This is a genomic window from Pseudarthrobacter sp. MDT1-56 (genome assembly GCF_059383555.1).
Genome location: NZ_JBWZCK010000003.1, coordinates 345073 through 367747, shown reverse-complemented (window position 1 = coordinate 367747; position 22675 = coordinate 345073). Strand labels below are relative to the sequence as shown.

General features: G+C 69.3%; 22 protein-coding genes and 1 riboswitch. Of the genes, 15 read left to right on the top strand and 7 right to left on the bottom strand.

Going from position 1 to position 22675, the window contains the following annotated elements; genetic code table 11:
• Together AC50YC_RS06625 and AC50YC_RS06620 are read right to left on the bottom strand one after the other, a co-directional pair.
• On the bottom strand, positions 1-1556 hold a 1556-nt coding region (locus tag AC50YC_RS06625; protein ID WP_494952754.1), incomplete at its 3' end, for a DEAD/DEAH box helicase.
• A gap of 301 nt (positions 1557-1857) precedes the next feature.
• Entirely contained in the window at positions 1858-3363 is a 1506-nt protein-coding gene (locus AC50YC_RS06620) for an RNB domain-containing ribonuclease (protein ID WP_494952753.1), read from the bottom strand.
• Between the two features lie 41 nt (positions 3364-3404).
• On the opposite strand from AC50YC_RS06620, the gene AC50YC_RS06615 reads away from it, so the two are divergent.
• Positions 3405-4076: a ferritin-like fold-containing protein gene (locus AC50YC_RS06615; RefSeq protein WP_494952752.1), complete on the top strand. Its 672-nt coding sequence runs from the start codon at positions 3405-3407 to the stop codon at positions 4074-4076.
• Positions 4077-4110: 34 nt separating this feature from the next.
• Here the strand turns inward: AC50YC_RS06615 and thiE are convergent, their stop codons facing one another.
• On the bottom strand, positions 4111-4818 hold the full coding sequence (thiE, locus tag AC50YC_RS06610; RefSeq protein WP_494952751.1) for a thiamine phosphate synthase: 708 nt from the start codon (positions 4816-4818) through the stop codon (positions 4111-4113).
• A gap of 26 nt (positions 4819-4844) precedes the next feature.
• A riboswitch (TPP riboswitch) is annotated at positions 4845-4979 on the top strand.
• Positions 4980-5020: 41 nt separating this feature from the next.
• Between thiE and AC50YC_RS06605 the strand changes: the two genes are divergently transcribed.
• From AC50YC_RS06605 to AC50YC_RS06590, 4 genes are all read left to right on the top strand, one after another.
• Positions 5021-6379: an FAD-dependent oxidoreductase gene (locus AC50YC_RS06605; protein ID WP_494952772.1), complete on the top strand. Its 1359-nt coding sequence runs from the start codon at positions 5021-5023 to the stop codon at positions 6377-6379.
• Entirely contained in the window at positions 6376-6612 is a 237-nt protein-coding gene (gene thiS, locus AC50YC_RS06600; protein WP_494952750.1) for a sulfur carrier protein ThiS, read from the top strand. The genes AC50YC_RS06605 and thiS overlap by 4 nt, the downstream gene beginning before the upstream one ends.
• A gap of 5 nt (positions 6613-6617) precedes the next feature.
• Positions 6618-7436: a thiazole synthase gene (locus tag AC50YC_RS06595; protein WP_494952749.1), complete on the top strand. Its 819-nt coding sequence runs from the start codon at positions 6618-6620 to the stop codon at positions 7434-7436.
• An 80-nt stretch (positions 7437-7516) separates the two neighbouring features.
• Complete coding sequence (locus AC50YC_RS06590) at positions 7517-8191, top strand: 4a-hydroxytetrahydrobiopterin dehydratase (RefSeq protein WP_494952748.1); 675 nt, start codon at positions 7517-7519, stop codon at positions 8189-8191.
• A gap of 29 nt (positions 8192-8220) precedes the next feature.
• Here AC50YC_RS06590 and AC50YC_RS06585 read toward each other — a convergent pair whose 3' ends face one another.
• The 3 genes from AC50YC_RS06585 to AC50YC_RS06575 all read right to left on the bottom strand — a co-directional run bounded on the left by AC50YC_RS06585 (position 8221) and on the right by AC50YC_RS06575 (position 9543).
• Entirely contained in the window at positions 8221-8523 is a 303-nt protein-coding gene (locus AC50YC_RS06585; RefSeq protein ID WP_354169612.1) for a hypothetical protein, read from the bottom strand.
• 73 nt (positions 8524-8596) lie between these two features.
• A complete protein-coding gene (locus AC50YC_RS06580; protein ID WP_354351444.1) occupies positions 8597-8821 on the bottom strand; it encodes a DUF3107 domain-containing protein in 225 nt (74 codons plus the stop codon).
• Positions 8822-8877: 56 nt separating this feature from the next.
• Positions 8878-9543, bottom strand: coding sequence for a TetR/AcrR family transcriptional regulator (locus AC50YC_RS06575; protein WP_494952747.1), 666 nt, complete (start codon positions 9541-9543; stop codon positions 8878-8880).
• 83 nt (positions 9544-9626) lie between these two features.
• On the opposite strand from AC50YC_RS06575, the gene moeB reads away from it, so the two are divergent.
• The 4 genes from moeB (at position 9627) to AC50YC_RS06555 (ending at position 14572) form a co-directional block, all read left to right on the top strand.
• Positions 9627-10847 (top strand): molybdopterin-synthase adenylyltransferase MoeB, encoded by a 1221-nt coding sequence (moeB, locus tag AC50YC_RS06570; protein ID WP_494952746.1) that lies wholly within the window; start codon positions 9627-9629, stop codon positions 10845-10847.
• A 100-nt stretch (positions 10848-10947) separates the two neighbouring features.
• Positions 10948-11832 carry a GNAT family N-acetyltransferase gene (locus tag AC50YC_RS06565; protein ID WP_494952745.1) on the top strand — a complete coding sequence of 295 codons (885 nt, stop codon included), beginning with the start codon at positions 10948-10950 and terminating at the stop codon, positions 11830-11832.
• A 218-nt stretch (positions 11833-12050) separates the two neighbouring features.
• Positions 12051-12614: a dihydrofolate reductase family protein gene (locus AC50YC_RS06560; protein WP_494952744.1), complete on the top strand. Its 564-nt coding sequence runs from the start codon at positions 12051-12053 to the stop codon at positions 12612-12614.
• A gap of 242 nt (positions 12615-12856) precedes the next feature.
• Positions 12857-14572 carry an HNH endonuclease signature motif containing protein gene (locus tag AC50YC_RS06555; protein WP_494952743.1) on the top strand — a complete coding sequence of 572 codons (1716 nt, stop codon included), beginning with the start codon at positions 12857-12859 and terminating at the stop codon, positions 14570-14572.
• Positions 14573-14759: 187 nt separating this feature from the next.
• Here AC50YC_RS06555 and AC50YC_RS06550 read toward each other — a convergent pair whose 3' ends face one another.
• Positions 14760-16094 carry a glutamyl-tRNA reductase gene (locus AC50YC_RS06550; RefSeq protein WP_494952742.1) on the bottom strand — a complete coding sequence of 445 codons (1335 nt, stop codon included), beginning with the start codon at positions 16092-16094 and terminating at the stop codon, positions 14760-14762.
• Between the two features lie 170 nt (positions 16095-16264).
• Here AC50YC_RS06550 and hemE point away from each other — a divergent pair, with 170 nt between their 5' ends.
• The 6 genes from hemE (at position 16265) to hemC (ending at position 22673) form a co-directional block, all read left to right on the top strand.
• Complete coding sequence (gene hemE, locus AC50YC_RS06545) at positions 16265-17362, top strand: uroporphyrinogen decarboxylase (RefSeq protein ID WP_494952741.1); 1098 nt, start codon at positions 16265-16267, stop codon at positions 17360-17362.
• A gap of 4 nt (positions 17363-17366) precedes the next feature.
• Positions 17367-18839 carry a protoporphyrinogen oxidase gene (gene hemG, locus AC50YC_RS06540; RefSeq protein WP_494952740.1) on the top strand — a complete coding sequence of 491 codons (1473 nt, stop codon included), beginning with the start codon at positions 17367-17369 and terminating at the stop codon, positions 18837-18839.
• Between the two features lie 123 nt (positions 18840-18962).
• Positions 18963-19559: a hypothetical protein gene (locus AC50YC_RS06535; RefSeq protein ID WP_494952739.1), complete on the top strand. Its 597-nt coding sequence runs from the start codon at positions 18963-18965 to the stop codon at positions 19557-19559.
• A 134-nt stretch (positions 19560-19693) separates the two neighbouring features.
• Positions 19694-20407, top strand: coding sequence for a hydrogen peroxide-dependent heme synthase (gene hemQ, locus AC50YC_RS06530; protein ID WP_494952738.1), 714 nt, complete (start codon positions 19694-19696; stop codon positions 20405-20407).
• Positions 20404-21678 (top strand): ferrochelatase, encoded by a 1275-nt coding sequence (locus AC50YC_RS06525; RefSeq protein ID WP_494952737.1) that lies wholly within the window; start codon positions 20404-20406, stop codon positions 21676-21678. The genes hemQ and AC50YC_RS06525 overlap by 4 nt, the downstream gene beginning before the upstream one ends.
• A complete protein-coding gene (gene hemC, locus AC50YC_RS06520) occupies positions 21675-22673 on the top strand; it encodes a hydroxymethylbilane synthase (RefSeq protein WP_494952736.1) in 999 nt (332 codons plus the stop codon). The genes AC50YC_RS06525 and hemC overlap by 4 nt, the downstream gene beginning before the upstream one ends.
• Positions 22674-22675: the final 2 nt, after the last annotated feature.

The window sequence follows — 22675 nt, the reverse complement described above, 5'->3', positions numbered from 1 at the left end:
CCGCTGCGGCGGGTGTCGCGGCTGCCGTCGCGGCTGCCGCCGGTGGTGCGGCCGCCGTCACGACCGCCGCCGGTGGCGCCGGCGTCGCGTCCGCCGGTCCGGGCACTGTCGCGTCCGCCGGTGCGGGCGCTGTCGCGTCCGCCGGTGCTCTGCCCGGTGCGGGGGGCGTTCTTCTTGCCTGTCTCGCCCAGGTCCTCCAGGACCTCGGCGTCGACGCCAGCCAGTACGCGCTTGTTGCGCGGGAGCCGGCCCTTGGTGCCCTCGGGGATGTCGAGCTCTTCGAAGAGGTGCGGCGAGGAGGAGTAGGTTTCCACGGGCTCCGGAACGCTCAGGCCCAAGGCCTTGTTGATCAGGCCCCAGCGGGGCATGTCGTCCCAGTCAACGAAGGTCACGGCCGTGCCCTTGTTGCCGGCGCGGCCGGTGCGGCCCACGCGGTGCAGGTAGATCTTTTCGTCTTCAACGCACTGGTAGTTGATGACGTGGGTAACGTCGTCGACGTCGATGCCGCGGGCGGCAACGTCGGTGGCGACGAGAACGTCCACCTTGTTGTTGCGGAAGGCGCGCAGGGCCTGCTCGCGGGCTCCCTGGCCGAGGTCGCCGTGGATGGCGGCGGCCGCGAAGCCGCGGTCCACGAGTTCCTCGGCAACCTTGGCGGCGGTGCGCTTGGTTTTGGTAAAGATGATGGTGCGGCCGCGGCCGCGGGCCTGCAGGATGCGGGCAACGACCTCGATCTTGTCCATGCTGTGGGCACGGTAGATCAGCTGGCGGATGTCGCGCTTGGTGAGGCCCTCGTCGTCCGGGTCGGCGGCGCGGATGTGGGTCGGCTTGGTCATGTAGCGGCGCGCCATGGCGACGACCGGGCCGGGCATGGTGGCCGAGAACAGCAGGGTCTGCCGGACCGGCGGGGTGCCGGCGATGAGGGTCTCGACGTCGGGCAGGAAGCCGAGGTCCAGCATTTCGTCGGCCTCGTCGAGGATGACCATCTTGACGTTCTTCAGCACGAGGTGCTTCTGCTTGTACAGGTCGATGAGGCGCCCGGGGGTGCCGACGACGACCTCGACGCCCTTCTGCAGGGCCTCGACCTGCGGCTCGTAGGCGCGGCCGCCGTAGATCGTGGTGATGCGGGCGTTGCGCTTGCGGGCGGCGTTCTGCAGGTCATTGGCGACCTGGACGGCGAGCTCGCGGGTCGGCACGATCACGAGGGCCTGCGGGGCGCCGGGTGCGGCCAGCGAGTCAAAGCCTGCATCGTCGGGTCCAACGACGCGCTGCAGCGCCGGGATGCCGAACCCGAGGGTCTTGCCGGTGCCGGTCTTGGCCTGGCCGATGATGTCGTGGCCGCTGAGGGCGACCGGCAGGGTCATGGCCTGGATCGGGAAGGGGTGGGTGATGCCGGCGTCGGCCAGCGACTCCACGATGTCGGCGCGGACGTTGAAGTCAGCGAAGGTTTTCTCGGCGATCTCGTGCGGCTTCTCGTCCGAGATGATGGTCTCTTCCGGCTCGAGCGTTTCCGTTCCGGATTCGTCGGTCAGAAGCTGGTGCGTGTGCAATTCACTCACTAGGGGAGTTTCCTTATTCATTTTGGGCTGCGCTGCTTGCTCAACGGGGCCGGCCGGGTGGCCGTTCCGGAGCACGCTCAGGCGCGCAGGCAATTCCAGTGGAAGCCGATCGCGGGCTATCTAAATGCTGGCACTGGGGACCAGCGGGTCTATCTCAAGATCGCGTAGGGGCGGGCTTGTTGAATTCGAAAATCAAGGAAATCAACGACCGGGCATCCATATCTACCCTTCCAGTCTAGCCGCACGCGGCCCGGATCCTCGACTGACACCGCAGGCGGCGCGCGGGAGCACAACCGATCGCTTAGCCCACCAGCTCCAGCCGGACCTCGCGGGTGGCAATGTCCGAGGACACGATCCGCACCCGGACCTGGGTGCCGGGTTCCAGTTCTCCGGGGCAGCGGGCGGTGACCGCGGGCTCGGCGATCTGCACGATCCCGGAGGGTCCGTTGCCGTTTCCCGGCTTGGTGCCGCCTCCTCCGTTACCGTTCTTTCCGTTCGCGTTCTTCCCGTTGCGGGGGTTCTTGGACCCCGAGATCACGACGGCGTCGAACTCCTGCCCGACGTGGTTCACCAGCAGCGCCGCCTCGACGGTATCGAGGGAGAGGCGCTCCAGTTTGGCAGCAAGCTGGTCCGAGGTCGCCATGATCGCCGGAAGGGAGGGAAGGGCCTCACGGGCCCAGTCCGGGACAGCCATGCCGTTGCTCAGCGCCTCGCAGATGACAAGGACGAACCGGTCGATCAGTCGGCGCAGCGGGGCGGTGGAGTGGGCATAGGCAGCGCCGATGGCGGCCTGGGTGGCGGCGTCGGGCACGGTCCCGTCGAAGGGGGTGTAGCCGGCGCCGCGGAACAGCATGCCGGCGGAGTGCACGATCGCCAACTGCCGGGGGTCCGTCGGATCGAGCGTGCGCAGGTATTCGCCGTAGCTCACTTCGCCGTCCCAGGGCTTGCCCAGGGCGCGGGTCTGGCGGTGGAAATGCGCCAGCGAGGCCTCATCGGGGGCCGGCATGGTGCGCAGGATGCCGACCTTGCCCGCCAGCATGATCTCCGCGGCGGCCATCCCCGTCATCAGGGAAATCTGGGCGTTCCAGTCCTCCACGGGCAGCGGAGGCGCGGCGGCGATCCGGTAGCCGCCGTCGGGCAGCTGTTCGATTTCCTGTTCCGGCATGTTCAGGCTGGCGCCGCCGCGGAGCCGTTCCAGCTCAACCCGCTTTATCCCGACTTCCTTGAGCAGCTGCAGCACGGGCGCGGCGGTGCCGGCGTCGAGCTCGGCCTGCACCCCCCGGTAGTTGAGCTTCGCGCGGCTCCGGACCGTCGCGCGGCGGACCAGCACCGCGGACACCCCGGCCGCGGCGTCCAGCTCGAATTCCCAGACAAACGCAGCGCAGTGCTGGCCGGCGAGCAGGCTGCCGGCTTCTTCGCTGATGATTTCCGGGTGCAGTGGAATCCGGCCATCCGGAGTGTAGAAGGTCTGGCCGCGGCGGCGGGTTTCGGCGTCGAGCGCCCCGCCGGGGGCCACGAAGGAAGGGACGTCGGCGATCGCGTAGAAGACCTTATAGCCCTCCCCGGAACGGTCAATGAAGAGGGCCTGGTCCAGGTCGGTGGAGGACGCTGGATCGATGGTCACAAACTCGATGTGCGTGAAATCCAGCTCCGGCAGCTCATGCCCGGCGACTGCCTCCTTGGCTTCCCGGAGTGCGTCCTCAGGGAAGGGGCCCGGCAACTCCAGCGTCGTGCGCAGCGCGTTGAGCGCCTCGGCCAGTTGGTTCTTCTGCTGGTGGACACTGGGGGTCAAGCGATGATGGGACACGAAAATCAGATTAGCTTCATTTACGCCATTAGTCTTGGATCATGAGCACATCCCCGGCTGATCCTGCCCATTACAACAGCTTCCTGATGGATCTGCTCGGCGTGATGGCTTACGGCGAGCTTTCCGCCTTCGAGCGGCTCTCCTCCGATGCGCGGTATTCACCCACCCTGCACGACCGTGCGGTGCTGGGCCGGCTCGCCGTGATCGAGTTCCAGCACTATGAGCTGGTGAGCGCCAAACTCGACGCCATGGGCCTGGATGCGGAGGCCGCCATGCTGCCGTTCCAGCCGTCCGTGGACCACTTCCACGAACGCACCCGGCCGGCGGACTGGTACGAATCCCTGATGAAGGCGTACGTCATCGACACCGTCTCCGCGGATTTCTACCGTGCCATTTCCCGCTACGTCGACGCCGGAACCCGGACCCTGGTGGAGCAGATCCAGTCCGATGGGGGCGCGACGGCGGTGCTGCGGGAGCGGATCAAGACCGCCCTTGCCGACGACCCGCGGCTGGCTTCGCGGCTGGCGTTGTGGGCGAGGCGCCTGCTCGGGGAAGCACTGACCCAGGCGCAGCGGGTGAGTTTTGAGCACGCCTTCATCGGGGGCCTGATCGGCGCGGACGAGGACCGGTCCAAGGAACTGGTCCGCGAGCTGATGGCGGAACTGGCGGCGAACCACTCACGCCGGATGACCGAGCTCGGCCTGGCCGGCTGAGCGGACGGACCGGACCGGACCCAGTTCCCCGCGTTCAGTTCCCCGCGGCGTCGAGTGCCGCGAGCAGGGCCCGGGCGGCGTCCGCGGGATCGTCGGCTTCGGTGATGGCGCGGACCACCACGATTCTCCGCGCGCCCGCCTCCACCACCTGCTCCACATTTCCAAGGTCAATGCCGCCGATCGCGAACCACGGCACCTCGCCCGCGACTTCGCCCCGGGCCTGGCCCTCGGCCAGGGCCGATGCCCGGCGGGTCGCGTCAGCCGCGTAGCGCACCAGATCAAGCCCGACGGCGGCGCGCCCCGGCTTGGTGGGGGTGGCCCACACCGGCCCGACACAGAAGTAGTCCAGGCCAGTGCGGCCGGTGGAGGCGGCGATGGCTGAGTCCACCTGGTCCGGGCTGTGGGTAGAGAGCCCGATCGCGGTGTCCTCGCCCAGGAAGTCCCGGGCAGCCCCGAGGGGGATGTCCTTCTGCCCGATGTGGAACACCGGCGCCCCGGAGAGCGAGGCCAGGTCCGCCCGGTCGTTGACGGCCCAGAGCCGGTCGTGACGGCGGGCCGCCTGGTGCAAAACCTCCAGGAGTTCCAGCTCCTCGGCTGCCTCCAGGGACTTGTCGCGAAGTTGGATGATGTCAACGCCGCCGGCAAAGGCCGCGTCCACGAAGGCCGCGAAGTCGCCCCGGTCCTGGCGGGCCCCGGTGCAGAGGTAAAGGCGGGCAGTGGCGTGGGCGGCATCCTGGCTCATGCGTTCAGCCTAGTTCCTCTAAACTGGGCGAATACCGCGGGAGCCCGCCGCAGCCGATCACGCCACAGGCGTCCGGCGCGCACGGGCTGAGAGGGCGTCAGAGCCGACCGCTTGACCTGATCCGGTTAGTACCGGCGTAGGGAAGGAATCCTTCTTGGGCCACACATCCGTCCGCGGCACGCCCGCGGGACCTGAAGCAGCGATGGCCGATGACGCCGAAACCCCGGAATGTTACGACGTTGCCGTGATCGGCGGCGGAGTCGTCGGCCACGGGATCGCCTGGGCAGCGCGGCTCTCGGGCCGTTCGGTCGCCCTGATCGACGATGCCCCCGGAAGCGGCGCCAGCTGGGCGGCTGCCGGCATGCTCGCCCCGGTGAGTGAACTGCACTACCAGGAGGAAGCTCTCCTCGAGCTCATGCTGGAATCCTCCCGCCTTTGGCCGGCTTTCGCCGCCGGACTGGATGGCGGGCTGGACGGCGGAGCAGACCGTGGAGCCGGGCGGGCCGGGACAGACGACGGCACGGGTTACCTCACGACGCCGACTCTCGCCGTGGGTGCCGATGCCGCCGACCGCCGGGCGCTCGCGGACCTGCGCGCCGTCCAGCAGGGGCACGGCCTTGCCGTGGAGCCGCTGACCGTCCGGGAGGCACGGCTACGTGAGCCGCTGCTGAGCCCGGGCATCTCCTGCGCTTTCGACATTCCCGCCGACCACCAAGTGGACCCGCGCCGTCTGATCGCCCGGATCGGCGGACTCCTGGCCGCCGACAGCCGCTGCCGGATCATCAGCCGGCGCGCTGCCGGGCTGCTCTGGGCGGACGGACGGGTGACGGGCTCCAGCCTCGTCGGCGGCGGCACCGTCCGGGCCAAAGAAACCATTGTGGCCAACGGCCTGGGCGCCGCCGCGCTCAGGGGCCTGCCTGCCGGACTCCGGTTGCCGCTGCGGCCGGTCCACGGCGACATCCTCCGGCTCCGGGTGCCGGAGAAACTGCGGCCGCTGCTGACCGCGACGGTGCGGGGACTGGTCCGTGGCGTGCCGGTTTACCTCGTTCCCCGGCAGGACGGCACGGTGGTGATCGGAGCCACCCAGCGGGAAGATGACCTCGGAGCCGACGACCAGACGAAAGCCACGGACCGCGGCAACCCTTCCGGCGGCAACCAGGCCGGCGGCGCCGTGTCCGCGGGCGGCGTCTACCAGCTGCTGCGCGACGCGCAGCAGCTGGTCCCCGCCGTCGCCGAACTGGAACTGCTCGAGGCCACGGCGCGGGCCCGGCCCGGGACTCCGGACAACGCGCCGCTGCTGGGCCGGGTCGCTGATCCGCAGCACGGGGACGTGGCGGGACTCATCATCGCCACCGGGTTCTTCCGGCACGGCATCCTGCTTACCCCCGCTGCCGCGGAGATCTGCCGGCAACTGCTGGACGGCGTCGCGGACCCCCGCTGGGCGCACTTCCGGCCGGACAGATTCGCCACCGGACCGCAGGTCACCGGCACGCAGGAAACAGCCCCCCGGAATACCACCAACCGGGACACCACCCCTGAGCACAGCAAGGAAACGGTATGAACATCCGACTGAACGGAACAGAGCACTCGCTCGCCGACGGCGCCTCGGTCAGCACCCTCGTCAGCCAGATCACCGGCCGGCCGCTGGCCCCGAACGGCCAGTCTGCGGACGGCGGGAAACTTGGGGTCGCCGTGGCCCGCAACGCGGAGGTGGTTCCGCGCAGCCAATGGCACGGCACCGCGCTCGCCGACGGCGACGACATCGAGCTGGTCACGGCGGTACAGGGAGGATGAGCAACATGGCGGAAACCACACGGGCCGCGGAACAGGCGGTCTCACCGGCGGCGGCAGATCCCTTCACGGTCGACGGCGTGCAGTTGGGGTCGCGGCTGATCATGGGCACCGGCGGGGCGCCGAGCCTGGACGGGCTGGGGGCCGCGCTGCTGGCCTCCGGCACCGAGCTGACCACCGTCGCGATGCGGCGCTACTCGCCGGCGGAGGCAGGGTCGCTGTTCCAGCTGCTGCTGGACCACAACATCCGGGTGTTGCCCAACACCGCGGGCTGCTTCACGGCCAAGGACGCCGTGCTGACGGCTGAACTGGCCCGCGAAGCCCTCGAAACGGACTGGGTGAAGCTGGAAGTCATTGCCGACGAGCACACCCTGCTGCCGGATGCCGTGGAACTCGTCGAGGCCACCGAACTGCTCGTGGGCCGCGGGTTTAAGGTCTTCGCCTACACCAACGACGACCCGGTGCTGGCCCTGAGGCTGGAAAACCTCGGCGCCGCCGCGGTGATGCCCCTGGGCGCGCCGATCGGCACCGGACTGGGCATCCTGAATCCGCACAATATCGGGCTGATTGTTTCGCGGGCCTCCGTGCCCGTGGTCCTGGACGCCGGGATCGGCACCGCCTCGGACGCCGCCCTGGCCATGGAGCTTGGCTGCGACGCCGTGCTGCTGGCCACGGCCGTGACCCGCGCGCAGAATCCGGTGCTGATGGGGGAGGCCTTCAAGCACGCGGTGATCGCCGGTAGGCTGGCCAAAAGGGCCGGCAGGATCCCGCGCCGGGAGCACGCGCTGGCGTCCTCGGCTATGGAGGGCCGGGCCGAATTCCTCTAGGGCCGGAACCGCTCAGCCCGCACACCTTGCGGTTGGGGCCATCCGGGGAAGGCCCGGCCCGACGCAGCAAGGAGCCCGCCATGGCAGCCCCAAATGACATCCTCAGCGAGAGCCAGGTCGACGCCGCCCTGGCGCAGCTGCCGGACTGGAGATACCGGCTCGGCGGTCTCGTTACGGCCTACAAGGCACCGACGGCGGCCGCGGCGCTGGAGCTGATTGCCGCCGTCGGACGCTTGGCCGAGGAGCAGAACCACCACCCGGACCTGGATTGGCGCTACAACCGGGTCTTCCTGCGCTACAGCTCCCACGACGCCGGGGACGAAGTCACACGGCGGGACGTCGCGGCCGCGACTGCCGCCGGTGCGGCGGCGGCCGGAGTCGGCGCCACCGCGGAACCGGGCCTGTTCCGGACCGTGGAGGTGGCCATCGATTCCGAGGATCCGGCCGCCATTGCGGAGGTCTGGCGGGTGGCTCTCGGCTACCGCCGGGGCGGCGCGAACGACCTGGTGGACCCGTTCGGGCGTGGCCCGACGCTCTGGTTCCAGGAGACGTCCACTCCCAGTCCCAACCGGGTGCACCTGGACATCCACCGCAGCAGGGCCGAGTCGGGTCCCGTGCTGGAGAAAACTGCGGCCGCCGGGGCCTTAATGAACCGTGACCACGCACCCAACTGGGTGGTGGTCACGGATCCGCAGGGAAACCAGCTGTGCCTGTGCACTGAAGCAGGCCACGGTCCCGGCGTGCCGGAGGCATGAGCTCCGGCGGCCGGCCCGCTTCCCGGCGGCTAGTAGCGCAGGATGGCGGTGAGCCGTGCGGTGTCGCGGCTGGTGCGGGTTTTGCCCAGGTACAGCACCGCCGCCACGGAGGCGGCGGCACCCAGGACCATGGGGAGCACCCACGGAATCCAGGTCAGCCCCGGCTGGTAGCCAAGTCCGGCGGCCATGAAGGCGATCCAGCTCAGCATCCCGACGGTCAGTGAGACCCCGGCTGGCACGGCGATCCCGTACTTGGCGTGGCGCTTGTCGTTGGCCCACACCACAAAGCCCGCGGCCACGGTTACCAGGGCGACCACAATCAGGGAAAGCATGTCGGGACTCCTTGCGGTTTGGGGAACCGGCCAGCCGGCAGGGGTGCTGCCGGCGCACAGGGGCGGCTGGTGGTTAGAGCGCGCCGAAACCGACGCGGCGCGTTTCCTCGGCGCCGATTTCAACATAGCCCAGGACGTTCGCGGGGATGATGATCTGGCGGCCCTTTTCGTCGGTCAGGCGCAGCTCCGTGCCCTTCGCGATGGCCTCGCCGACCACCTTGGCAACGGCGTCGGCCTCCTGGGACGATTCCAGGACAATTTCGCGGCCGATGTTCTGTATGCCGATCTTTACTTCCACAGCAAGGCCTCCCAGCCAATCAAAGTTTTTCTCAGGGTGTTATCTCTATTTGTAGTCTAGGTTTCCTTGGGGAAGCGGGAGATTCCGCGCCAAGCTAAACGGTAGATGAGATCGCTGGCCACATCGAGGTCAAGATTCCCGTCGGTTTCCAGCCAGTACCGGGCGCTGACCTGCGCCATTCCGGCGAGACCGCGGCCCAGCAGCTGGGATTCCAGTTCGGGCAGCTTGGTGTCCTCGGCGATGACCCGGGCGACGGCGTCGGCGAAGGTCTTGTTGAAGGCTTCCAGCCGTGCACTGACATCGGCGTCATTGACGAGGTCGGATTCGAAGACGAGGCGGTGCGCCTGGTCGTCACTGGCGATGAAGCGGAAGTAGGCCCGCATCACTGCCTGGACACGCTCGTCGTTGTCCGTGGTGGAATTGAGCGCCCCGAGCAGCAGCCCAATCAGTTTGCTCAGCTGGCTGTCCAGCAGGGCCAAATACAGCTCGCGTTTGGACGGGAAGTGCTGGTACAGCACCGGCTTGCTGACGTGGGCGGTCTCGGCGATTTCGTCCATCGCTGCCCCGTGGTAGCCGTTGGCAACGAACACTTCCTGGGCCGCCGCGAGCAACTGTGCCCGGCGCTCATCGCGGGGCAGCCGTGCCGATCGCTGTCCGCTGCGTGCCGGGACGTCCGGTGACTTTCCGGCATTACCCCGCTCAACCGGTGCCTGATGAACCACTGTGGGCCTTCTTTCCTTGCTGTTACGTCCACTTTACGTGCCGGTAATATGACCTGGCGGCATCTTCGGGCATAGATTGAAGTATGGCTTCCAAGTACACCCCCAGCCCAGCCTCCGCGACCCCGGAAACAGCATCCAGGGCGCCCGGACCGCTGGTGGAACCGGCCGACGGTTTGAGCCCGGACGAGGTGGAGCGCTACTCCCGGCACCTGATCATTCCGGAGATCGGGTCCATCGGGCAGCGCCGCCTGAAGAACGCCAAGGTCCTTGTGATCGGCGCCGGGGGCCTGGGCTCTCCCGCGCTGCTGTACCTGGCCGCCGCCGGGGTGGGAACGCTGGGAATCGTCGACGACGACACCGTGGACCCGAGCAACCTCCAGCGCCAGGTGATCCACGGCGTGGCGGACGTGGGCCGGCCCAAGATCGAGTCGGCGCGCGACGCCATTGCCGCCCTGAACCCGCTCGTGGAGGTCCGGCTGCACAATGTCCGGCTGGATGCCTCCAACGCCCTGGAACTGTTTGCCGGCTACGACCTCATACTTGACGGCGCCGACAACTTCGCCACCCGCTACCTCGTAAACGACGCCGCGGCGATTCTCGGCAAGCCCTACGTCTGGGGTTCGATTTTCCGCTTCGACGGGCAGGTCAGCGTCTTCTGGGAACAGTTCGGGCCTACTTACCGTGACCTGTACCCGGAGGCGCCGCCCGCGGGCTCGGTGCCGTCCTGCGGGGAAGGCGGTGTGTTCGGGATGCTCTGCGCCGCAGTGGGCTCGCTTATGGTGACGGAGGCCGTCAAGCTGATCACCGGCGTCGGGCGTTCCCTGCTGGGCCGCGTGGCGCTTTTCGACGCACTCGGCGGGACCTGGCGCGAAATCAAGGTCTCCCGGGATCCCGAGGCTGAGCGGATCACGGAATTGACCGACTACGAGGCTTTCTGCGGCATCACCCCGGCCGCCGCGGCGGGCACCGAACACACTGTGACGGCAACGCAGCTGGCCACGATGCTGGCCTCCCGCACAGCCGGACTCAAGGACTTCCACCTGGTTGATGTGCGGGAAACAGGGGAGTACGACATCGTCCGGATCGATGGGGCCGTGCTGATCCCGCAGGGCCGGATCCTGGCCGGCGAGGCCTGGCCTGAGCTGCCGCAGGACACGGACATCGTGTTCCACTGCAAGGCCGGGACCCGGTCCGCGGCCGTCCTCGCCGCTGCCCGGGCTGCCGGTTATGAGCGCGTCAGCCACCTCGACGGCGGAATCCTTGCCTGGGTGCGGGACGTGGAGCCGGACAAGCCGGTCTACTGATCCGGCCAGCCCGAAGTGAACCGTTGCGTAGGGGCCGGTGAGATGTCGGTGCGATGGTGATTGTGCGATTTGGCTCGGTTGGAATGGGAGACGAGGACTCATGGATGTCAACGTGAGAACGCCGGACGTCAACGAGCTCAATCAGATATTTCGCGTGCTGAAGCAGTGGCAGTACGACGAGGGACCACTACATCTGCATCCGGGCGACTTGGGCTGGTACTCACTCCGTGGAGCTGCTGCCACTGCCGCTGCGACACGGGTGTGGTCGTATGGTGGCACGGCTCTGGCGATCGCGCTCGTCGACGGCCCCCAGTTGTTGCGATTCGCGATGGACCCGGCGCGGCACCAGGACGAGTCTCTCGCCGTTCGCATCGTCGCGGATGTCGCTGAGCCGGCGACTGGTGTCCTCGATGCAGGAAGCGCGACCATCGAGGCGCGCGGCGCGTTGGCTCTCTCCGAGCAACTCGCGAAGGAGGGGTGGTTGCCCGACGAGCCGTGGACACCGCTCCAGCGTAATCTGGCAGCACCTGTCGAGGTTGCAGGTCTCCGGATCGAGACCATCGAACCAGTTTGTACCGATGAGTGGGTGTCTGTTCACTGGTCGGCCTTTCGCGGAACGCCCATCCCGGACGGGCGGCTTCGCAACTTCGTAGATGGATGGCGGGCAGCCGCGGAGGGACCATTTCTTGACTCCGCGCGCATCCTGTCGCTCTACGACGACAGCCATGCAGTCGCCGTCGCCGCGGTATGGTCTGCTGGCGCCGGGCGTCCCGGTCTCATCGAGCCGATGGGGGTGCATCACGAGCACCGCGGTCGCGGGTACGGCACAATCATGACGCTTGCAGCCGCGGCGGCGCTTCGCGAGATGGGCTCATCCAGCGCCACAGTCTGCGCAGAGAGCTCTAGCACTGGCGCCGTATCCACCTACCTGGCGGCCGGATTCTCCGCCCATCCCGAGGTTACCGACTGGCGTCGCGATCCGTGACGCCTCGACGGTGGCCCCCAACGCAGCACTGGACCGACACAAGCTGACCGGAACGCCATCCTTCACCGGGCAGCTCAGTCGAACGGTGACCGAAGGCTATGGCATCCAGATCATTGGCAGTTACGGTGGCTCCATGAGGGTCAGGATGCTGCCGATCATGTGCGGGACGACAGAGTTCAATGACGCCCTCGACCACTACGAGACGAAAGGCTGGCGCCGTGCGGAAACTGATCTACGGCATGAATATCACCCTGGACGGCTACATCGCCGCGGCCGGCGACGACATCGGCTGGGGCGGGCCGAGCGACGAACTGTTCCAGTGGTGGCTCGACCAAGAGCGGGCTAGCAGCCTGTCGCTGTACGGCCGCAAGCTCTGGGAAGCCATGAGCTCCTACTGGCCGACCGGCGACGAACAGCCCAACGCCACCCCGGCGGAGATCGAGTTCGCGCGGAACTGGCGGGACACGCCGAAGGTGGTGTTTTCCTCGACGATCGACACGGTCAACTGGAACACCCGCCTGGTCACCGGCGACGCGATCGCCGAGATCACCCGGCTCAAGGCCGGGGACGGCGGCCCGATGAGCGTCGGCGGCGCAACGCTCGCCGGGGCGGCCATGCGGGCAGGGCTGATCGACGAATACGCGCTAGCCACCCATCCGGTCCTGGTGGGCGGCGGCACTCCGTTCTTCACGTCGCTGGACAGCTGGGTGAACCTGAATCTGGTGGAGACGCGGACGTTTCCCGGCGGCGTGGTCCTGACCAGGTACGAGGCGAGGCGCTGAGCGCGATTCCCCCGCGCGGACGGGGAAGTACTCCCGCCACGAACGGCTCCACGTCGATGGGCATCAGATAGTCCGGAATGTGCCTGCGCACCGCCCCGGCGACCTCAGCCTTCAACAGAGACGGTTGCGCCACAATATGGCCCACCGACACATCGAAGTCCGCGAACAACAAACGCGCCAACTCCCATTGGGACTCGCAGAGCACCAGGTCCCGCTCCGAAGTGCGGCGTCAGTCTGGGCGTATGGAAAGCACGGCATGGAGTGCGGAGAGCATGGAGGCCCTGGCGGCTGTCGCCGGGTCCGTCGCTGCCCTGTCTGCTTTCACCGGCGTCGGGGCGGACCACGCTGATCCCTCCGGTATTGGTTCTATCCGGGAGGCCAAAGCTGATCCGCTCTGGGCTGATCCGTTGCGGGATTTGGCGGATGCGTGCCTGGACGGGATGGCCGGGGCGGCCCGGCGGGAGGCCCGGAACGCTGCGCTGAAGGTACGCCTGACCGCGGGCTACGCTGAGGCGACCCGGGCCCTGGCCTCCCCGGCGGCGTCCCCGCAGGACCGCGCCGTCCGGGAGATGGCGTTGGTGGCCGAGGTCGCGTGTGTCCTGACCGTCAGCGAACACGCCGCCGGCGCCTTCTTGTCCGAGTGCCAGGCCCTGACCACGCGGCTGCCGCTGACCCTGGCGGCCCTGCAGGCCGGGACAATCTCGTGGGCCCACGCCCGGATCATGGTGGACGAAACCAGCAACCTGGATCCGGCCGGGGCGGCGGCATTGGAGGCGCACTTCCTGGACCCGGACGCCCCGAACCCGGCCCGGGGGTGCCCTGCCGGGGACCTCACCCCGGGACGGTTCCGCTCCAAGGCGCGCACGTGGCGGGAACGCCACCACCCGGTCAGCATCGAGAAACGCCACACCAAGAGTGCCGCGGACCGGCGGGTCGAATACTGCCCTGACCGGGACGGCATGGCCTGGCTCTCCGCCTACCTCCCGGCCGACACCGCCGCGGGAATCTGGGAACGGACCACCGCCGCCGCCCGCGCCCTGCAGGGCCCGGAGGAGGCCAGGACCCTGACCCAGCTCCGCGCCGACGTCGCCGCCACCTGGCTCCTCAGCACTGGACTGGCCGAAGGCGGCACCGGGACCATCGGCGGCACAAGCGAGGGAGGACACGGTCTGGCTGGCGGCGCCGGCACCGGCACGGATGTCAGCGGCCTGGGTGGGGGTGTGCCGGTCCCGCGGGCGCAGGTCCTGGTCACCGTCCCGGTCCTGTCCCTCCTGGGTGCCGGGGAGGAACCGTCGATGCTGGACGGGTACGGGCCGATCCCGCCGTCGATGGCCCGCCGCCTGATCGCCGACGGCGCGGGTTCCTTCTACCGGGTCCTGACGGACCCGCGGGACGGGGCCCCGCTGGAAATCGGCCGGACCAGCTACCGCCTCACGAAAACCCAGCGCCACTGGCTCCGGCTCCGCGACGGCAGATGTCCCTTCCCGGGGTGTAACAACCCCTCCCTGGACAACGAGGCAGACCATCTCCTGGCCTGGGCCGGCGGAGGCACCACCGGGATCACCAACCTCGGCCAGCCCTGCCCCAAGCATCACCGCCTGAAGCACAGCTCGGCCTGGACACCGTCCGGGGCAAGCGAACACAGCCCGCCGGGCTGGACCTCACCGTCAGGCCGGATATACGCCAGCGAACAGCAGGACTGGGAACCACCAGACTGGCCGGGCCACAAACCGGCCGCGGGCACACTCCCGGACCCGAGCCCGGGCCAGGACCTGCCCGCGCACCCAGGCTGGGATCCCGACCTGGACCCACCCCCGGATCCGGACTGGGGTCCCGACCTGGACCTACCGCCGGACCACGGCCGGGATCCCAACCTGGAACTGCCGCCGGACCCCTTCCCGGACTGGTACCTAATGATGGCCGGGCACCCCTGGCCAGCCGTAGACGCCGACCGCTAGAGCCTGACTCTGAAGTGCGTGACGGGTTGGCGTGCTGGAGCATGTCGCGGACTGGCGTCTTGGCGCATGGCCGAGGGGAGCGGATCGAATCGTTCATGCCGGGTTTTGACGGGAAGTGGCAGGGTCGTTCTCCGCGCCAGCTAGCCGGCTAGCGCTGGTGGGCGGTTAGCCCTGGGGGAAGCGCCGCTTAGGCGGTTTCCCGGACGGCGCCCGAGGCGGGACGTTCATCGTGGACAACGGGGCATTCGGCGGCAGCTTTGGCCGCTGGCGGTTCAACCGTGATGCCGTACAGCGCCTCAAGGGCAGCCACGTAGTCTTCCTGCTGGCCATTGGCGGCGAGCTCGCGGGCCCGGACCGTGGGGACGTGCAGCAGCTGCTTGACCATCCGGCGAAGTGCGAACTCAACTTCCTCGGCAGCGGCGGTGCAGCCGTGACGGGCCCGGACCTTTTCCATTTCCGCGTCCAGCACGTTCATCGTGTGCCGGCGGAGGGCGACAATGGCCGAGTCCACCGAGCGGGCCTCGCGTTCCTGTTCGAACGCGCTGGCCGCGCCGGCCACGATGCTGCTGGCCTGGGCCAGCGATTCGGCCTGTTCCTGCGGGGCGGCCAGACGGACCGATTCAAGTGTGAGCAGTTCGACGCGGTCGAGTCCGCCGACGGCGGGATCAAAATCGTGCGTGAGGGCCAGATCAATGGCGATCAGGGGCTGCGGCGAGAACGCCCGGACCCTGGCCAGCTCTGACGCTTCAACGCGGGTGTCCGCCCCGCTGCAGCCGATCATGACGTCGGCGGCGGCGACGGCGGCCGGGAGGCTGTCGCCGTCCAGTGCAGTCCCGCCGCGGGTGGCGACGAAACCGGCGGCACGGCCGGAGGAAGAGTAGACGGAGACATCCGTGCAACCGCGCTCACGCAACAGCGACATGGTGGCGCCGGCGTAAGCGCCGGTGCCGAACACCACGACCTTTTTGGTGGACCAGGCGGGAACTTCGGACAACTCGGTCGCGAGGTCCAAGGCGACGGAGACCACCGAGAGGCCGCGGGCGCCGAGGGCGGTCTGGGCCCCGACGTCCTTGGCGGTTTTAGACGCCGCCTGGAAGAGCCGGACCAGGCCGGCGCTGGCCGTGCCTTCGTGCTGGGCCGTAATCAGGGCCCGGCGGACCTGGCCGGCGATTTCGCGTTCGCCGACGACGGCCGAGTCCAGCCCGGAGCTGACGGAGAAGAGGTGCCGGGTGACGTCCGCGCCCGTGCGGGTGTTGAAGGAGCGCGCCACGAGCTGTTCGTTGAGTCCGGTGGAGCCGCTGAGCTGGGCGATGAGGGCCAGGCGGGCGTCTTCGACGTCGTCGTGCCGGGGCGCTTCACCGTAGATTTCGAAGCGGTTGCAGGTGGCAAGGACAATGGCACCCGCCACGGCCGGCGATCCGGCGAGGGCGGATGTGGCGAGCTCGGAAGCGCCGGTGCTCAATTGAGCAACGGTCTCGAGGTCGATGTCGGCGTGGGTCGCCACCAGAGAAAAAAGAACCACAGCATCACAATCATAGCTTTTTCGTTCCGGTGTAGAACAACGGCCCGGCGTGCGACTGCACACGCGGGGCTGTGATTCGCGCCACGGCGGGGGCGCAGCCCGGGTCGCTGAACGTGCCGGTGACAGGCTGTCGTTATCTTTTGGGGCTGATTTTCGGCACAATCGAAGGCATGACTCCTCGCGCTGCGGCAACTCCTGAACTCTCCGGCCTTGACGCCGGGCACCCTCTGATGGACGGTCGCACCGCGGATTCCCCGCTGATTACCGCCTACCGCGGCGGCAAGCCTTCCCGCCGTCCGGTGTGGTTCATGCGGCAGGCCGGCCGCTCGCTGCCCGAATACCTCAAGCTGCGCGAGGGCGTCGCCATGCTGGACTCCTGCCTGCGCCCCGAACTTGCCTCCGAGATTACGCTGCAGCCGGTCCGCCGCCACGACGTCGACGCCGCCATCTTCTTCTCCGACATCGTCATTCCGCTCAAACTGGCCGGAGTCGGCGTGGACATCGTCCCCGGCGTCGGTCCCGTGCTGGAGAAGCCGGTGCGCACCGCGGCCGATGTCGCCGCCCTGCCCCAGCTCACTTGGGAAGCCCTCGAACCCATCCGGGAGGCCGTCCGCCTCACCGTGGCCCAGCTGGGGAAGACACCGCTGATCGGATTTGCCGGCGCACCGTTCACGCTCGCGGCGTACATGGTGGAAGGGAAGCCTTCCCGCGACCACCTCGGCCCGCGCACCATGATGCACGCCGACCCGGAGACCTGGACCGCGCTGGCCAACTGGGCCGCGGACGCCTCCGGCATGTTCCTCCGCGCCCAACTCGAAGCGGGCGCCTCCGCAGGCCAGCTCTTCGACTCCTGGGCAGGCTCCCTCGGCCTGGCCGACTACAAACGCTTTGTCGCCCCGGCCTCCTCCCGCGCCCTGGACCACGTGCGTGACCTCGGCGCCCCGCTGATCCACTTCGGCACCGGCACATCGGAGCTGCTCGTCGCCATGCGCGACGTCGGCGTCGACGTCGTCGGGGTGGACTACCGGCTGCCGCTGGACGAAGCCAACCGCCGGCTGGGCGGCACGGTGCCGCTGCAGGGCAACATCGACCCCGCCCTGCTGTCCGCGCCGTGGGAGGTGCTGGAAGCCCACGTCCGCGACGTCATTGCCGCCGGCGCCTCAGCCCCCGGCCACGTGCTGAACCTCGGCCACGGCGTTCCGCCGGACACCGATCCCGACGTGCTGACGCGCGTCGTCAAGCTCATCCACTCGATCTCCCCGGAGTAAGCGCGTGGAGGCAGCCCGCCCCGACCGGTATACCGCAGCGCCCACCGCCGTGGTGGTGGGCGGCGGGATCTCCGGTCTGCTGGCCGCGCGGGAACTGGCCCGCGCCGGCGTCCGCACCACGGTCCTGGAGGCCTCCGGCGCGTGGGGCGGCTGCGTGGGTAGCCATGTGGTGGCCGGCCTGACCCTGGACAGCGGCGCCGAGTCCTTCGCCACACGCTCGTCCGCAGTGGCGGATCTCGCCGCCGAACTGGACCTGGCCGGAATGATCGTCGCCCCGCAGCCGGGCGGAGCGTGGGTCCAGTTGCCGGACGGCCCGCGCGAGCTTCCCCGCACCGGCGTCCTGGGCATCCCGGCCAACCCCTGGGACCCTGAAGTCCGCCGCACCCTCGGCCTCCTCGGTTCGCTCCGGGCCTCGCTCGACAAGTTCCTGCCCGTCTCGCTGGGTACCCGGGCCGAGGCCACGAGCGTCTCGGCGCTGGTCCGTGCACGGATGGGGCGGCGCGTGCTCCAACGGCTCGTGGCGCCCGTCGTCGGCGGAGTCCACTCCGCGGACCCGGATGTCCTCGACATCGACATGGTGGCCCCCGGACTGCGCGCCGGGATCCGTGATCACGGCTCCCTCGCCGCCGCCGTTGGGGCGCAACGTCGTGGAACCCCGGCTGGGGGAGCGGCGGTCCCCGGGGCGGCGTCCGGGCTGCAAAAGGCGGGATCAGCCGTCGCAGGGTTGCGCGGCGGGATGCACACCCTGATCCCGGCTCTACTGTCCGATCTGCGCAGCCAGGGCGTGACGCTGCTCGGTGGCACCCGAGCCGACGCCGTGGAGCGCACGGCCGACGGCTGGCGGGTGTCCACGGGTGGCACCGCCTACGACGCCGGTCTCCTGGTCGTCGCCGTGGAAGGCCCTGCCGCCATCGAACTGCTCGCCGGAGCCCTGCCGGAGCTGGCCGGCCGCCGTCCCGAGCCCGGACCCGACGTCAGCCTGGTCACACTCGTGGTGGACCTGCCCCGGCTCGACGCCCGCCCGCGGGGAACCGGAATCCTGGTCGCGCCGCAGAGCCCCGGAGTCCGGGCCAAGGCACTCACCCACGCCACCGCCAAGTGGGAGTGGCTGGCAGCACAGACCGGCCCCGGTACCCACGTTGTCCGGCTGTCCTACGGGCGCGGTGACACCCGGCACGGGGCCACTGTCCGCCCTGAGCCCGGCACCGACAGCGAGTTGTTCGAGGCTGCCCTAAACGACGCTTCCATGCTGCTGTCCGTTCCGGTCACCGCCGGCGACGTGGTGGATTGGGACGTTGTCCGCTGGGGTGGCGCACTGCCCTTCGCTTCGCTCGGACACAAGCGCCGCGTCGCGGAGGTGCGCAGCATCTGCGCGGCGGACGGCACCCTGGCGGTGGTGGGCGGCTGGCTGTCCGGCAACGGCCTGGCGGCGATCGTGGCAGACACGCCGAAGCAGGTCCGCCAGCTGCTGTCCTGAGCGGTGCCGGAGCCCGTCATCCGGACGCCCTGCCGGCGGCCCGGATACCCACATTCGGATACCCACAAGCAGGCGGAAACGGCAAATTTTCCCCGTGTCGGCTGACAGCTAAGGTCGATGACCATGGTTACTCACAGGTCCAACGTCCAAAAAACGCAGGCCGGTCACCATGGGCGACTTCGGGGCGGCACGGCAGCTGCTGCGCTCGGAGTGGTGCTGGCTCTTTCCGCAGGTGCGCCTGCCGCGCAAGCGGCCGCGGGTGTTTCCGCTTCCGCCTCAGTTCCCGCCGCGACGGACCTGCTGTCCCTTGACCTCGCCGGCCTGGTTGACGGCCTGCTGGCGCCGTCAAAGCACCCCACGCCCAACCCCTCGCCCTCGAGTCCCTCGCCGCAGCCGACCTCCTCCGAGGAGCCGGACGCAGGGCCTGCCCCGGTCGAAGAGCGGGCCCCGGCCCTCGAAGCCCCGGCAGCGGATGTCCCGGCCGGAGTCCCGTCCCCAGCCGAGGCACCCGCCGTGCCGCCGGGTACGGCCGCTGCTTCGCCGACAGCCACGGCCGGCCCCGTGACGCCGCCTGCCACGCCCCGCTCCGGGAGCACCTCGATGGAGGCGACATCGACCCGGGAAGCTGCCGGACCCTCGCCCCTGCTCGGCCTGGGCATCGGCCTCGTGGCACTGTCCGGGATCGCCGGCGTCGTGGTCCTGCGGTTGCGCCGGGTCTGACGTCCCGAACCCGTCCCCGCAGCGATCGCGGAACCCGGTGGCGCAATCCCCTGCGATGTGAAATAAAGCACTTCTACGCGCTGTAGAAGTGCTTTATTTCGACTTCATTGGGGGTAAGGGGCAGACTGGTATCCATGAGCCACACTTCTGCCGAAACTGTCACTAAAACTGAATCAGCCAGCGAAGAATCAGCCGAGCAGTTCTTCACCCTCTGGACGGTTTTCAAGCGCTCCGCCGACGTCCTCCGCAGCGGCGATGCTGCCGGGGAATATGATGCCCTCACCGCACGGCTGGCCGAGGCCGGCGTGGTCCATCGCGGCAGCTACGACGTTTCAGCGATGCGCGCAGACGCCGACATCATGGTCTGGCTGCACGGCCCCCACCCGGAGGCCCTGCAGCGCGCGGTCCGCGACATCCGCCGCAGCGAGCTGTTCAGCGGCACCGAGATCGCCTGGTCCGCGATGGGCGTGCACCGGGAGGCCGAGTTCGCCAAGAACCACACCCCCGCCTTTTCCCGCGGGGTGGAGCCGGCAGAATGGCTCTGCGTCTACCCCTTCGTCCGCTCCTACGAGTGGTACCTGCTGCCCGATGCCGAACGCGGCGCGATGCTGCGTGACCACGGCCTGCTGGGCCGGGACTTCCCCCAGGTCATCTCCAACACGGTGTCCTCCTTCGCCCTCGGCGACTGGGAATGGATCCTGGGCCTGGAAGCCCCCGAGCTGGTGGACCTTGTGGACCTGATGCGCCACCTGCGCGCCACCGAAGCCCGCCACCACGTCCGCGAAGAGATCCCGTTCTACACCGGCCGCCGGGTAAGCGCCGCCGAGATTGCCGAGGTACTTTCATGAGCCCGTTCGATCCCCAGGACGCTGCCGCAGCCGACACCACAATCAACGAGGTGACCGAAGCCGGCAGGATGGCCCCGAAGGACTACGACGCCGTGCTGCTCGCCTCCTTCGGTGGCCCGGAAGGCAAGGATGACGTCCTGCCGTTCCTTCGCAACGTCACCCGCGGCCGCGGCATCCCGGACGAGCGCCTCGAAGAGGTCTCGCACCACTACCGCGCCAACGGCGGCATCAGCCCCATCAACCAGCAGAACCGTGAGCTCAAGGCCGGCATCGAGGCCGAACTCGCCACCCGCGGCATCGACCTGCCGGTCTTCTGGGGCAACCGCAACTGGGCCCCCTACATCCCGCAGACCCTCCAGGACATCTACGACGCCGGGCACCGCAAGGTCCTGATGGTGACCACCAGCGCCTACTCCTGCTACTCCAGCTGCCGCCAGTACCGCGAGGACATCGGCATCGCGCTGACCGAAACCGGTCTCGACGGAAAGCTCGAGGTCGACAAGGTCCGCCAGTACTTCGACCACCCCGGTTTCGTCGAGCCGTTCGTTGAAGGCACCGCCGCCGGCCTCGCCGACGTCCGCGCCCAGCTGGCCGCGGCCGGCACCCCGGACGCGCCGGTCCACATCCTGTTCGCCACGCACTCCATCCCCACCCGTGACGCCGAAGCAGCGGGCCGCTCCGACGCCGAACCGCGCCACTTCGAGGAAGACTCCGCCTACGTCGCGCAGCACCTTGCCTCCGGCACCGAGGTCATCCGCCGGGTGGAGGCCGCGACCGGCGACACCGCCCCCTGGTCCCTCGTTTACCAGTCCCGCTCCGGTGCCCCGCACGTGCCGTGGCTGGAACCGGACATCAACGACGCCATCGAGGAACTCGCCGGCCAGGGAGTCAAGGGCATCGTGATCGTGCCGCTCGGCTTCGTCAGCGACCACATGGAAGTTGTCTGGGACCTCGACACCGAGGCCCTGGAAACCTGCGCCAAGCTGGACCTGGCCGCAACGCGGGTCCCCACGCCCGGGACGCACCGCAAGTTCGTTGGCGGGATCGTGGACCTGATCTGCGAGCGGACCGCCGCCAACAACATCGCCGACCGCCCGCACCTGACCAAGCTCGGTCCCTGGTACGACGTCTGCCGTCCGGGCTGCTGTGCCAACTTCCGCGGCGAAAAGCCGACCATCTCGGGCGCTGACACCACCATCGGCACCGGCCACGACCCCTACCCGGCCGCCGCCGGCACGCCCGCTCCTGCGGCGGGTCAGGTCGCACCGTGACCGTCCGGATCGGAACCCGGGCCAGCAAGCTGGCCCTCACCCAGACGCAGCAGACCGCGGACCAGCTGGCGGCCGTGGGCGGCTTCCCGACCGAACTGGTCCATATCCGCACCGACGGCGATGTCCTCACCGGGTCGCTGTCCCAGATGGGCGGCACCGGCGTCTTCGTCGCTGCCCTGCGCGATGCCCTCCTGCAGGACCGCTGCGACGTGGCGGTGCACTCGCTCAAGGACCTCCCCACCGGGGCAGCCCTCGGGCTGACGCTCGCGGCGACGCCGAAACGCGCCGACGTCCGCGATGTGCTCTGCGCCCGCGACGGGCTCAAGCTCGCGGACCTGCCCACCGGCGCGGCCGTCGGCACGGGCTCGCCGCGGCGCGCAGCCCAGCTGCGGGCCGCCCGCCCGGACCTGGACATCCGCGACATCCGCGGCAACGTGGAGACCCGGCTCGGCCGCGTCCCCGGACTGCCGGGCAACAGCACCGAGGCCGTGGTCGAAGGCAAAAGCTGCGATCTCGACGCCGTCGTGCTCGCCGCCGCCGGACTGCACCGGATCGGCCGTCTCGACGCCGTCAGCGAGTACCTCGAGACCGAGGTGATGCTGCCCGCCGCCGGGCAGGGTTCCCTCGCGATCGAATGCCGCACCGCTGATGCGCCGCGCAAGGCGGGATCCACTGAGGGCTCGCAGGGCGTGCTGGCGCAGGCCCTCGCCGCCCTCGACGACCCCGACACCCGGCTTGCCGTCACCGCCGAACGGGCGCTCCTGGCCCGCCTCGAAGCCGGCTGCGCTGCGCCGGTGGGCGCTTACGCCTTCCGCAAGGGCAGCCTGCTGCACCTTGAAGCGGTGGTCTGCGCCGTCGACGGAACAGCCACGGTCCGGGACAAAAAGGCCACGGACGGACTGACCGAGGTCGGGGCCACCTTGCTCGGGATTGAGCTCGCCGAAGTCCTGCTGGCCCGCGGCGCCGCTGACATCGCGGACCTGGCCGCCTCCTGAAC

Bases quoted from the DNA above. Each gene is read 5' to 3' on its own strand.
- AC50YC_RS06585 (WP_354169612.1), bottom strand. From the start codon at position 8,523: ATGCTTTCCCTGATTGTGGTCGCCCTGGTAACCGTGGCCGCGGGCTTT.
- AC50YC_RS06555 (WP_494952743.1), top strand. From the start codon at position 12,857: ATGGAAAGCACGGCATGGAGTGCGGAGAGCATGGAGGCCCTGGCGGCT.
- AC50YC_RS06605 (WP_494952772.1), top strand. From the start codon at position 5,021: ATGGCCGATGACGCCGAAACCCCGGAATGTTACGACGTTGCCGTGATC.
- AC50YC_RS06615 (WP_494952752.1), top strand. From the start codon at position 3,405: ATGAGCACATCCCCGGCTGATCCTGCCCATTACAACAGCTTCCTGATG.
- AC50YC_RS06535 (WP_494952739.1), top strand. From the start codon at position 18,963: ATGGTTACTCACAGGTCCAACGTCCAAAAAACGCAGGCCGGTCACCAT.
- hemE (WP_494952741.1), top strand. From the start codon at position 16,265: ATGACTCCTCGCGCTGCGGCAACTCCTGAACTCTCCGGCCTTGACGCC.
- moeB (WP_494952746.1), top strand. From the start codon at position 9,627: ATGGCTTCCAAGTACACCCCCAGCCCAGCCTCCGCGACCCCGGAAACA.
- AC50YC_RS06565 (WP_494952745.1), top strand. From the start codon at position 10,948: ATGGATGTCAACGTGAGAACGCCGGACGTCAACGAGCTCAATCAGATA.
- thiE (WP_494952751.1), bottom strand. From the start codon at position 4,818: ATGAGCCAGGATGCCGCCCACGCCACTGCCCGCCTTTACCTCTGCACC.
- thiS (WP_494952750.1), top strand. From the start codon at position 6,376: ATGAACATCCGACTGAACGGAACAGAGCACTCGCTCGCCGACGGCGCC.
- AC50YC_RS06595 (WP_494952749.1), top strand. From the start codon at position 6,618: ATGGCGGAAACCACACGGGCCGCGGAACAGGCGGTCTCACCGGCGGCG.
- AC50YC_RS06525 (WP_494952737.1), top strand. From the start codon at position 20,404: ATGAGCCCGTTCGATCCCCAGGACGCTGCCGCAGCCGACACCACAATC.
- AC50YC_RS06590 (WP_494952748.1), top strand. From the start codon at position 7,517: ATGGCAGCCCCAAATGACATCCTCAGCGAGAGCCAGGTCGACGCCGCC.
- hemQ (WP_494952738.1), top strand. From the start codon at position 19,694: ATGAGCCACACTTCTGCCGAAACTGTCACTAAAACTGAATCAGCCAGC.